At 64.7% G+C, this 10,948-nt stretch carries 7 protein-coding genes and 1 tRNA gene; 6 read left to right on the top strand and 2 right to left on the bottom strand.

Features of this window, described 5'->3' with window-relative positions; all coding sequences use genetic code 11:
• Positions 1 to 176: 176 nt before the first annotated feature.
• Complete coding sequence (locus FB481_RS23040) at positions 177 to 1,007, bottom strand: DUF1206 domain-containing protein (protein WP_147178111.1); 831 nt, start codon at positions 1,005 to 1,007, stop codon at positions 177 to 179.
• A gap of 389 nt (positions 1,008 to 1,396) precedes the next feature.
• Positions 1,397 to 1,473 (bottom strand) — tRNA-Arg (locus FB481_RS23035).
• A gap of 346 nt (positions 1,474 to 1,819) precedes the next feature.
• Here FB481_RS23035 and gabD point away from each other — a divergent pair.
• The 6 genes from gabD to FB481_RS23005 all read left to right on the top strand — a co-directional run bounded on the left by gabD (position 1,820) and on the right by FB481_RS23005 (position 10,825).
• Complete coding sequence (gene gabD / locus FB481_RS23030; RefSeq protein ID WP_147178109.1) at positions 1,820 to 3,268, top strand: NADP-dependent succinate-semialdehyde dehydrogenase; 1,449 nt, start codon at positions 1,820 to 1,822, stop codon at positions 3,266 to 3,268.
• Positions 3,269 to 3,419: 151 nt separating this feature from the next.
• Positions 3,420 to 4,700 (top strand): 4-aminobutyrate--2-oxoglutarate transaminase, encoded by a 1,281-nt coding sequence (gene gabT / locus FB481_RS23025; protein WP_147178107.1) that lies wholly within the window; start codon positions 3,420 to 3,422, stop codon positions 4,698 to 4,700.
• 157 nt (positions 4,701 to 4,857) lie between these two features.
• A complete protein-coding gene (locus FB481_RS23020) occupies positions 4,858 to 6,075 on the top strand; it encodes an HDOD domain-containing protein (RefSeq protein ID WP_147178105.1) in 1,218 nt (405 codons plus the stop codon).
• A gap of 202 nt (positions 6,076 to 6,277) precedes the next feature.
• Positions 6,278 to 7,354, top strand: a complete 1,077-nt coding sequence (locus FB481_RS23015; RefSeq protein WP_147178103.1) for an FAD-dependent oxidoreductase — start codon at positions 6,278 to 6,280, stop codon at positions 7,352 to 7,354.
• Between the two features lie 173 nt (positions 7,355 to 7,527).
• Complete coding sequence (locus FB481_RS23010; protein ID WP_178109924.1) at positions 7,528 to 9,093, top strand: methyl-accepting chemotaxis protein; 1,566 nt, start codon at positions 7,528 to 7,530, stop codon at positions 9,091 to 9,093.
• A gap of 364 nt (positions 9,094 to 9,457) precedes the next feature.
• A complete protein-coding gene (locus FB481_RS23005) occupies positions 9,458 to 10,825 on the top strand; it encodes a glutamine synthetase family protein (protein ID WP_093507619.1) in 1,368 nt (455 codons plus the stop codon).
• Positions 10,826 to 10,948 lie beyond the last annotated feature (123 nt).

Raw genomic sequence — 10,948 nt, 5'->3', positions numbered from 1 at the left:
GTGCGAGTTTGTTGGGATGCTCGAATGACCTACCTGGCATGGGTAACAGCCGAGCATACCAATGCCCAGGATGATCTTGGCTCAGAAACAACAAAGCCCGCGCTATGCGGGCTTTGTTGTTTCTGACTCTGCTGTTTCATCTGCATCTCCAATAGAGATGGTGTCGAGCGTACAGCTCAGTCAAAGACTGCCGCCGTATCGATACGCCGCCAGATCGCTTCGGCAAAGCTGTAGAGTGCGAATGCGATCAGTCCTGCACCAATCAACCCCAGCCAGAAGGTGCCATAGGGCAATGACTGCAGGGCGTTCAGTGCGTCTTCCAAGCCTGGTGGCTTGGTCGGCTCATAACGTGCACCTCCACTGAAGAGCATGCCGGCCACCACGAGAAACGAAACACCCCGAGCGATAAGGCCGACTTTGGAGATGGGCGTTACCCAGCGCATGACGTCATCAGAAGCAGAAAAGTACTTTTCGAACTTGGCTTTCCAGCCCTTGATGATATGTGCAATGCCGACCCCCAGCGGCACCAGCGCCACAAGGTAAACCAGATAGTTCGAGTACTTCCAGCCCAGCATGCCAGAGAGAAAGTCTTCGCCGCCCCCACTGCCCCCCGAGGACTCGCCGAGCGAACTACCCAGCAGACCCAGCGTGAACAAGGTCAGCAGGCCATAGCTGATGGCACCGCCCACCAGGCCTGCACGCGCGGCGAGCCCCTTGGCGTCGGTGCCGTGATCTTCCGGATCGGTAATGGCCTGAGTCATTCGCCAGACGGCATAGGCGAAAAGTCCCGCCACCATTATCCAGAGCAGGCCCTCGCCAAAAGGTTGCTCCAGCAATGTCGAGATAGCACCTTTGGTGCCGACAGTTTCACCGCTGCCCTTGGCGCCGAAGAGCGCGAAAGCGCCGATGATCAGATACACCACGCCGCGTGCCGCATAGCCTGTCCGAGCAAGCCAGACGATGCCTTGCGAGAGTTCGCCCTTGGCGTGTATGGCTGGGTTGTACATAGCGAGAGTCCTGAATGGCTGAGGTCGATAGCAATGCAGTGGACACTCACCGAAGGATCGCGGTTTAGATTGATTGGTCAACGATTTGAGGGGCCGAGGCCAAAGCGCCGAGAGAATTTTCAGAGCTGCACTATTGGCTTGAATGAACCGTCGTCGAGCATGTTTCACCCGGTGTATCTTTTTTATAAGGCAGAGGCGCTGTTATAGGAGAAAAAACGGCGAGGCTTATGAAGTGCAGGTGTTGAATGCGAAATGTCTGCGAGACAAGTCCGCATCTGATGGACCGTTCAGCACAGAATTGAACGAGCGCTAGAAACGACAAAGCCCGCACATGGCGGGCTTCGTGTTGCGTTTCCCCATCACCTGAAGAGTGAAGGAAAGCAGCGAGATGGCGCACTCGGCGGGATTCGAACCCACGACCCCTGCCTTCGGAGGGCAGTACTCTATCCAGCTGAGCTACGAGTGCGTTGCGGGGCGCAATCATACGCATGTCGCTGGCGTGCGTCCATGCTGCGCGAGGGGCTCGTTTGGCCAGTGATCGCCACAGGTATGGGCTATAAACAAAGACGGCCCTGCTCCCGCTCATCTGCAGCTGTTAATTTTCTCGAACGGCCTATTGCCCTTTGGTCGAGCTGATCTTACGATTTGTTTGATATTTCAAACGATGGTGTTGGCCAGCTGAACTCACGGCGGCGCACTCCGTTCGAATTTGCAGGCCGCAGCTAGCCTGTCGCTCCAACCCATGCCTGGGTTCGCTCCCAGCTTCTTTCGTCATCTCCTGGCGCCGTGGTGCCGGGATAGAGGAGATCGCCATGCAATTGAAAGACGCGCAACTGTTCCGCCAGCAGGCTTTCGTCAACGGCGCCTGGGCTGATGCCGACAGTGGCCAGACCATCAAGGTGACCAACCCGGCCACTGGCGAAGTAATCGGTAGCGTGCCGAAGATGGGCGCTGCCGAAACCCGCCGCGCCATCGAAGCCGCCGACAAGGCCCTGCCGGCCTGGCGTGCGCTGACCGCCAAGGAGCGTTCGGCCAAGCTGCGTCGCTGGTACGAGCTGATGCTGGAGAACCAGGACGACTTGGCGCGCCTGATGACCATCGAACAGGGCAAGCCGCTGGCCGAAGCCAAGGGCGAGATCGCCTACGCCGCCTCGTTCATCGAGTGGTTCGCCGAAGAAGCCAAGCGCGTGTATGGCGACACCATTCCGGGCCACCAGGCCGACAAGCGCCTGATCGTCATCAAGCAGCCGATCGGTGTCACCGCGGCCATCACCCCGTGGAACTTCCCGGCGGCGATGATCACCCGCAAGGCCGGCCCGGCCCTGGCCGCTGGCTGCACCATGGTGCTCAAGCCGGCTTCGCAGACGCCGTACTCCGCCCTGGCCCTGGCCGAGCTGGCGACCCGTGCCGGCATCCCGGCTGGCGTGTTCAGCGTAGTGACCGGCAGCGCCGGTGAAGTGGGCGGCGAGCTGACCGGCAACCCGATCGTGCGCAAACTGTCGTTCACCGGCTCGACCGAGATCGGTCGCCAGCTGATGGCCGAATGCGCTCAGGACATCAAGAAGGTATCCCTGGAGCTGGGCGGCAACGCGCCCTTCATCGTGTTCGACGACGCTGACCTGGACAAGGCCATCGAAGGCGCGATCATCTCCAAGTACCGCAACAACGGCCAGACCTGCGTATGCGCCAACCGCATCTACGTGCAGGACGGCGTCTACGATGCCTTCGCCGAGAAGCTCAAGGTCGCGGTCGAGAAGCTGAAGATCGGCAACGGCCTGGAAGACGGCACCACCACCGGCCCGCTGATCGACGAGAAGGCCGTGGCCAAGGTCAAGGAGCACATCGAGGACGCCGTTTCCAAAGGCGCCAAGATCCTCTCCGGCGGCAAGACCCACGCCCTGGGCGGCACCTTCTTCGAGCCGACCATTCTGGCCGACGTGCCGAAGAACGCGCTGGTCTCCAAGGACGAAACCTTCGGCCCGCTGGCGCCGCTGTTCCGTTTCAAGGACGAAGCCGAAGTGATCGCCATGGCCAACGACACCGAGTTCGGCCTGGCCTCCTACTTCTATGCCCGTGACCTCTCCCGCGTGTTCCGCGTGGCCGAGGCGCTGGAATACGGTATGGTCGGGATCAACACCGGCCTGATCTCCAACGAAGTGGCGCCATTCGGCGGCATCAAGGCCTCGGGCCTGGGTCGTGAAGGCTCCAAGTACGGCATCGAGGATTACCTGGAAATCAAGTACCTCTGCCTGAGCATTTAAGACTGATCGACCTGCGCCGCTGCGGCGGCGCAACACACGTTTCTCCCTGTATCCCGCAAGGCCCGGCAGTCGATCATCGCATGCTGTCGTGGCTGCAGCGGGATGCGTCATCCTTGAACCACACCGACGATGAGCGGTGAATGAGGAAGCCATGAGCAAGACCAACGAATCCCTGCTGCAACGCCGCCAGGCCGCCGTACCGCGCGGTGTCGGCCAGATCCACCCGATCGTCGCCGAGCGCGCCGAGAACGCCACCGTGTGGGACGTCGAAGGCCGTGAGTACATCGACTTCGCCGGCGGTATCGCCGTACTGAACACCGGTCACCTGCACCCGAAAGTGGTGGCCGCCGTTCAGGAACAGCTGACCAAGCTGACCCACACCTGCTTCCAGGTGCTGGCTTACGAGCCCTACATCGAGCTGTGCGAAGAAATCGCCAAGCGCGTACCAGGCGACTTCGCCAAGAAGACTCTGCTGGTCACCTCCGGCTCTGAAGCCGTCGAGAACGCCGTGAAGATTGCCCGTGCCGCTACCGGCCGTGCTGGCGTGATCGCCTTCACGGGTGCCTACCACGGCCGTACCATGATGACCCTGTCGCTGACCGGCAAGGTCGTGCCGTACTCCGCCGGCATGGGCCTGATGCCTGCTGGCGTGTACCGCGCCGTTGCGCCGTGCGAACTGCATGGCGTGAGCGAAGACGAATCCATCGCCAGCATCGAGCGCATCTTCAAGAACGATGCCCAGCCCCAGGACATCGCTGCGATCATCATCGAGCCGGTACAGGGTGAAGGCGGTTTCTACGTCAACTCGCCAGCCTTCATGCAGCGCCTGCGCGCCCTGTGCGACCAGCACGGCATCCTGCTGATCGCTGACGAAGTGCAGACCGGCGCTGGCCGTACCGGCACCTTCTTCGCCACCGAGCAACTGGGCGTGGTGCCGGACCTGACCACCTTCGCCAAGTCCGTCGGCGGCGGCTTCCCGATCTCTGGCGTCAGCGGCAAGGCCGAGATCATGGACAAGATCGCCCCCGGCGGCCTGGGCGGCACCTATGCCGGCAGCCCGATCGCCTGCGCTGCGGCCCTGGCCGTACTCAAGGTGTTCGACGAAGAGAAGCTGCTGGATCGCTCCAACGCCGTTGGCGAGAAGCTCAAGGCCGGCCTGAACAAGATCGCCGCCAAGCACAAGGTGATCGGCGACGTGCGTGGCCTGGGTTCGATGGTCGCCATCGAGCTGTTCGAAGGCGGCGACCACAGCAAGCCGGCTGCCGAACTGACGGGCAAGATCGTCGCCAAGGCGCGCGAAAAGGGCCTGATCCTGCTGTCGTGCGGCACCTACTACAACGTGGTGCGCTTCCTGATGCCGGTCACCATCCCGGACGCCCAGCTGGAAAAAGGCATCGCCATCGTGGCCGAGTGCTTCGACGAACTGGCGTAAGCCACGCCGTTGAAAAGGACCCGCTTCGGCGGGTCTTTTTTTGCCTGCTATTTATGCAAGCCTTCGCAGCCTGGGGCGTTCTGGCGCCCGATTCGGATGGCGTCAGGGCCTGTCTATACTGGGTCGGTGTTTTGCTCCGATCTAGAGAGGTTTGCTGATGGCTGAAGCGGTGCCCGCTCCAGAAGTGCTGATCGCCGATACCGACCCCTGGACGGCGGATCTGCTCGAACAACTGGTGCTCGACGTGCGGTGCGACGCCGTGGTGATTCGCGTCGCCGACGGCCAGGCGGCCATGGCGCGCTGCAAGCGACGCCTGCCTGAACTGGTGATCGCCGACAGCGAACTGCCGGGCGTAGATGGCCTTGAGCTGCTGCGCCAGCTACGTCGTCACCCGCGTACTCCGGCGCTGCCGTTCATCCTGATCAGCGGGCGCCTGGATGCCAACAGCGTGCGCGCCGCCAAGCCGCTGGCACCTACCGCCTACCTGGCCAAGCCCTTCAATGCCGAGGCGTTGCGCAAGCGCTTGGCCAGCCTGCTGCTCGCCGACGGGGAAGAGTTGCTGTGCCCGATTCCCGCCTTGCTGGTGAATCGGCTGGAGGATTACCTGGATGCCATGCGCGAAGAAGGGCAGGGCGCGCCGCTGCTGGCCTCGGTGCGCGATTCGGTCAGCCAGTACCTGAACAGCAGCGAGCCGAGCCTGCGCGAGCTGGAGCAGGTGTTCGCCCGCGACCCGCAGATCACCGCCTGCCTGATTGCCGCGGCCAACAGCGCCGCCCACCACAACGGCTCGCCCTGTCAGACCCTGACCCAGGCACTGCCGCGCCTGGGCGTGGCGCGTACCCTGAACCTGGTGCTGGGGCTTTCCGTGCAGCGCAATGCGCGGCTCAGCGACCCGCGTCTGGCCGAGCGCGGCGTGCGTACCTGGGTGGCGGCTCAGCGCAGCGCCGAGGTTGCCCATTGGCTGGCCAGCGAGCTGTCGCTGGATGCCGAGCTCTGCTACACCGCCGGCCTGCTGCACAACATAGGTGAGCTGGCCTTGCTGCGCTGCATGCAGGACTGGCAGGACGCCGGCGGCAGCCTGAGCGACGCGCAGATCGACCAGGCCATCGGCCAGCGTGCTGCCGGTTTCGGTTCGGCCTTGCGCATCCGCTGGCGCCTGCCGTTCGGCCTGCGTGAGTTGGTGGCCGCCTATTACAGCCTGAACAGCGGCGTGTTTTCCCGTGAGGCGCTAGTGCTCAATCTGGCCGGGCAGGTGCTGACGCTGGAGCAGACGCAACGGCCTAGCGAGCAGCTTCGCGATGCCCGCTGCGTACGCTTGCTGCGCATCGATCCGGGTTTGCTCGAGCGGTTGCCGGTGCAGGCCTCGGCGGCCTGACAGGCAGGTAATAACCGCAGCAAAAATGTGTCGAAAACCCGCCGCAAGCGTCTCTTCACTTGCTCGAAGCGGCCTGCTGCCGCCATGCTCCGCCAACCCCATCGGCGGCGGGATCATTGCGCGGCTATCTCGGTCAAAGCTCGCTGTGCATGTCCGCAAACGGCTGCAAAGCGCTCCCAGGTTCTCAAGGATATCGGTGTAGATGACTGACTACGATCTGTTGCTGGTAGGCGCAGGCCCGGCCCATCTCGGGGTTCTGCGACGCTGGGCGCTGATCGAGCGGCCGGCGGGCCGTATCGCCCTGCTGGCCAGTGCCGAGCACACCTGGCACGCCGGCATGTTGCCGGGGCTGGTCGGTGGCCGCTATTCGCCAGAGGATTGCCAGATCGGTTTGGGCGCGCTGTGCAAGGCCGCGCAGGTCGAGTTGATCGTCGCCCCCGTTGCCGCGCTGGACGCCGCGACACGTCAGCTGACGCTGGCCGATGACCGGGTGCTGCAGGGCAACTGGCTGTCGCTCAACGTCGGTGACCGGGTCGCCTGTCCACCACGCGAGGGCGAGGGAATGGACGTGCTGGCGGTGAAACCCGTGGATCACTTCATCACCGGCTGGCAGGCCTGGCAGCGCGACCCACAGCCGTTGGCAATCCTCGGCGGCGGCGTGGCGGGTGTGGAGATGGCCCTGGCGCTCGCCGACCAGGTACCGCAGCTGGCGCTGTTCTGCGGTGAGCCGCTGTTGGCCGGGCACTGCGCCGGCTTGCGCATGCGCGCCTGGGGCCATCTGCGCATGCGCCGCGTGCAGGTGCGCGAGCATTGCCCGATCAGTCGCATCGACGGCAATTGCCTGATCAGCGGTGAGGCATCCGTGTGGCATGGCAGCCGCCTGTTGCTGGCCAGCGGCGCCCAGGCGCTGCCGTGGATCGCCGCCAGCGGCCTGAGCTGCGATGGCGACGGTTTCGTGCACACCGCCCTGACGCTGCAAAGTCATTCCCACCCGCAGGTCTTCGCCGTGGGCGATTGCGCCAACCTGCCCGGCGTGCGCAAGAGCGGTTTGTATTCGATGCGCCAGGTACCGGTGCTCGCCGCCAACCTGGCGGCGGCCCTGCGCGGCGGCGCGCTGCGTGATTACAAGGCCCGTGGCCAACGCCCCCTGCTGTTGGCCAGCGGTGACGGCGGCGCGCTGCTCGGCTGGCAGCAGTGGAGCGCGGGCGGCCAGCTGTACGGGCGCTGCAAGGACTACTTCGACCGCTCCTTCGTCAAGCGCCACCGCCTCGAACGCTGAGCGCCCCAGTCGCTTTGCTACCAAAGTGCCATGGCGCGGCGCATCATGGGGTGGTCAACTGACCGGATTGGTTTTTCGGCCTACGGATTTGTCCCGTGCGGTCGATCTACTGAACACGGGCCGCTAGAGCCTATCGCTCGCATCACCCCACAATAAGAAAGACGAGGTTCGCCATGGACGCTGGAATTACTCGTGACCGGCTCGCGCTGGCCCTGCATGTGGTCGGCCTGCTAGCGCTGCTGCTGGTGTGGCAGCAGGTGCAGATGCCGGTCTATGTCGGCGTGATCGCCTTGCTGGCCTTGGCGCTTTGGCCGTGGTTCGGCCCCTGGCGGCGCCCGGCCCCGGCGACGGCTGCAGCCGCCCCGGCGGTTTCTCTCGATGCGTTGAGCCAGAGCCTGTCGCAGCACACTTGCCATAACGCGCTGTCCGCGGCCCAGGTGGCGTTCACCGTGCAGCAACTGGCCGGTCGGTTGCAGTCGCAACTGGTGGCGGTCGAGCAGATCAGCGAAGGTGCCCACGCCGTGACCCGCACCGAGCAGAGCAATGCCGAGCGCGCTGGGCAGACCCTCGGTGCCGCGCAGACGGTGCGCGCCAGCAGCGCCAGCGGCCAGACCGAGCTGCAGCAGGCCGTCGGTCGCATGCAGCAGCTCAGCGCCCAGGCTGCCGCCAGCCGCGAATTGATCGACGGCCTTGGCGCGCGGACCGAGCAGATAGAACAGGTCACCCAGGTCATCCAGTCTATCGCCAGCCAGACCAATCTGCTGGCGCTCAATGCCGCCATCGAAGCCGCGCGCGCCGGTGAGCAGGGGCGCGGCTTCGCGGTGGTCGCCGACGAAGTGCGCAGCCTGGCCGGGCGTACCGCCAGTGCTACCGGTGAAGTGGGGCAGATGGTCGCCGACATCCGCCAGCAGAGTGCGGCGGTGGTCAGCCATATCCAGCAGCAGGCCGAGGAGCTGGAAGCGGCCGCCCGGCAGATCGAGTTCACTGGCGAGCAATTGCGCGGCATCGCCGACCTGGCCGCCGATGTCGATGCTCAGGTCGAGCAGATCAGCGCCGGTACGGCGAGCAACCACGATCACCTGGCCGAGCTGCTGGTGGCGGTCGAGCAACTGCGCGGCGACGTGCGCAGCAGCGAAGACCAGACCCGTCAGTTGGGCAAGGCCGCCGAGCAACTGGTCGGCCAGGCGGAAAGCGTCAGCGAGCAGCTGGCCAGCGTCGGCCTCGACGACTACCACCAACGCATCTACGACCTGGCACTGGAGGGTGCCGCCGCGATAGGCCGGCAGTTCGAGGCTGACATTCAGGCGGGGCGTATCAGCCTCGCGGATCTGTTCGACCGCCAGTACCAGCCGATCCCGGACAGCTTCCCGGCCAAATTCCGCACGCGCTTCGACAGCTACGCCGATGGTGTGCTGCCGGCTATTCAGGAGCCGCTGCTCAAGCGCCATGAAGGCCTGGTATTCGCCATCGCCACCACGCCGGAAGGCTACGTGCCGACCCACAATCAGGCCTTCAACCATCCGCCCACTGGCGATCGCGCCGTGGACACCGTGAAAAGCCGCAGCAAGCGGCTGTTCAACGACCGCACCGGCATTCGCTGCGGCAGTCACCAACAGCGCGTGCTGCTGCAGACCTACATGCGCGACACCGGCGAACTGATGCACGACTTGTCGGTGCCGATTCATGTGCAGGGTAAGCATTGGGGCGGCTTGCGGCTGGGTTACAAACCGGAGCCGTGAGCGCGATTGTTTAGCCGCTGGCTACCTGAAGGTGTGCCAATAACGATTTAACCTGACTGTCGCGGCGTGCGAGCCTCGCGGGCATGTCTATTCCGGTCTGCAGCCTTGCCCACGCTCTTGCCCTGCCAGCCTTGCGCTCGCGGGGGCGGGCGCCCGAACCCACGGCGCTGCCGCAGATCCTCGCCTTCTGGGCGCTCTGGCATTGCCGCCACGCTCGCCCGCCGGACGCTCTCTCCGCCCGCTGAGTCCGATGGCTGCGCCATGTCCGCAGCCGCTGATACCCATTTGTCTGCCTGTGCGCCGGTTCGAACAGCGAGCCGGCCGTGCGGACATCGAGCGCCTGACTGGCGCAAGCGAGTGCGCGATGACGACTTTCGCAGTTGTGCAGGAAGCCCAGGGTTTCCTGGCCGCTAACCCCGATATCGAATTGATCGAACTGTTCATCCTTGATGCCAATGGCGTGCCGCGCGGCAAGCTGTTGCACCGTGAGGAACTGCTGGCGCTGTACCAGAGCGGGCGGCCGCTGCCGAGCACGATGCTCGGTTTGTCCATCCAGGGCGAGGACGTCGAGGACACCGGCCTGGTCTGGGAGGTCGGCGATATCGACTGCCGTGCCTACCCGTTGCCCGGCAGCCTGGTGCGCCTGCCCTGGCGGCAGATTCCCACCGCCGCCGTGCAGGTGTCGATGCACCCCAGCGAAGGCCTGCCGGCCACTCCTGCCGACCCGCGGCAGTTGCTGGTCCGCGTGATCGAGCAGCTCGAAGCCGAGGGTTATCATCCGGTGATGGCCTGCGAGCTGGAGTTCTACCTGCTCGACCAGAAACGCGACGCCCAGGGGCGCCCGCAGCCGGCCCTGGACGCCGACGGTAGTCGTCCGCGGCAGACCCAGGTCTATGGCCTACGCGAGCTGGAGCAGATCGAGCCGTTTCTCAAGGACCTCTACGCGGCCTGCAAGGCCCAGGGCATCCCGGCACGCACGGCGATTTCCGAGTACGCCCCCGGCCAGGTGGAGATCACCCTGGAGCACGGCCCGGCACTCGCGGCCATGGACCAGGCGGTGCGCTACAAGCGTCTGGTCAAGGGCGTGGCTCACGCCCATGGCATGCAGGCCTGCTTCATGGCCAAGCCGTTCGCCGATATCGCCGGCACCGGCATGCACATGCATGTGAGCCTGGCCGACGGGCAGGGCGAGAATCTGTTTGCCAGCGAGGATCCGGCCGGCACGCCGCTGTTGCGTCAGGCGGTCGGCGGCATGCTCGCCAGTCTGCTCGACTCGCTGCTGCTGTTCTGCCCCAACGCCAATTCCTACCGACGCTTCCAGGCCAACAGCTATGCGCCGCTGGCGCCCACCTGGGGTGTGGATAACCGCACCGTCAGCTTGCGCGTGCCCGGTGGCCCTGCGAATACCCGGCACATCGAGCACCGTATCTGCGGCGCCGATGCCAACCCCTATCTTGCCGCCGCGGCGATTCTGGCCGGGATTCACCGAGGCATCCGCGAGGCGCTGGACCCCGGAGCGCCGGTCGAGGGCAACGGCTACGCCCAGGCCACCGAGCACCTGCCTACCCAATGGTCGGCGGCGATCCAAGCGCTGGAGCACTCCGAGTGGGCTCGCGAGGCTTTTGGCGAGGCGTTTCTCAAGGTGTATCTGGCGATCAAGCGCGCCGAATACCGCCAGTTCATGGGCGAGGTCGGCGAGCAGGATTGGCGCTGGTACCTGAGTAACGCCTGATGGCTTCTGTTTAAAAGGCTCGGGGCTGAAGCCCCTTGTATGGTGATACTCGAAGGGGTGGTGGGACGACAAAGCCAATTCTGACTGTTCGCAGCAGTACAGACGGTAGGAGACCTCGCCCCA

This window comes from Pseudomonas sp. AG1028 (assembly GCF_007993955.1).
Taxonomy (GTDB): domain Bacteria; phylum Pseudomonadota; class Gammaproteobacteria; order Pseudomonadales; family Pseudomonadaceae; genus Aquipseudomonas; species Aquipseudomonas straminea.
Note: the sequence above shows the minus strand (reverse complement) of the source record. Positions and strands in the feature narration are given on the sequence as shown.

Bases quoted from the DNA above. Each gene is read 5' to 3' on its own strand.
- FB481_RS23040 (WP_147178111.1), bottom strand. From the start codon at position 1,007: ATGTACAACCCAGCCATACACGCCAAGGGCGAACTCTCGCAAGGCATC.
- gabD (WP_147178109.1), top strand. From the start codon at position 1,820: ATGCAATTGAAAGACGCGCAACTGTTCCGCCAGCAGGCTTTCGTCAAC.
- gabT (WP_147178107.1), top strand. From the start codon at position 3,420: ATGAGCAAGACCAACGAATCCCTGCTGCAACGCCGCCAGGCCGCCGTA.
- FB481_RS23020 (WP_147178105.1), top strand. From the start codon at position 4,858: ATGGCTGAAGCGGTGCCCGCTCCAGAAGTGCTGATCGCCGATACCGAC.
- FB481_RS23015 (WP_147178103.1), top strand. From the start codon at position 6,278: ATGACTGACTACGATCTGTTGCTGGTAGGCGCAGGCCCGGCCCATCTC.
- FB481_RS23010 (WP_178109924.1), top strand. From the start codon at position 7,528: ATGGACGCTGGAATTACTCGTGACCGGCTCGCGCTGGCCCTGCATGTG.
- FB481_RS23005 (WP_093507619.1), top strand. From the start codon at position 9,458: ATGACGACTTTCGCAGTTGTGCAGGAAGCCCAGGGTTTCCTGGCCGCT.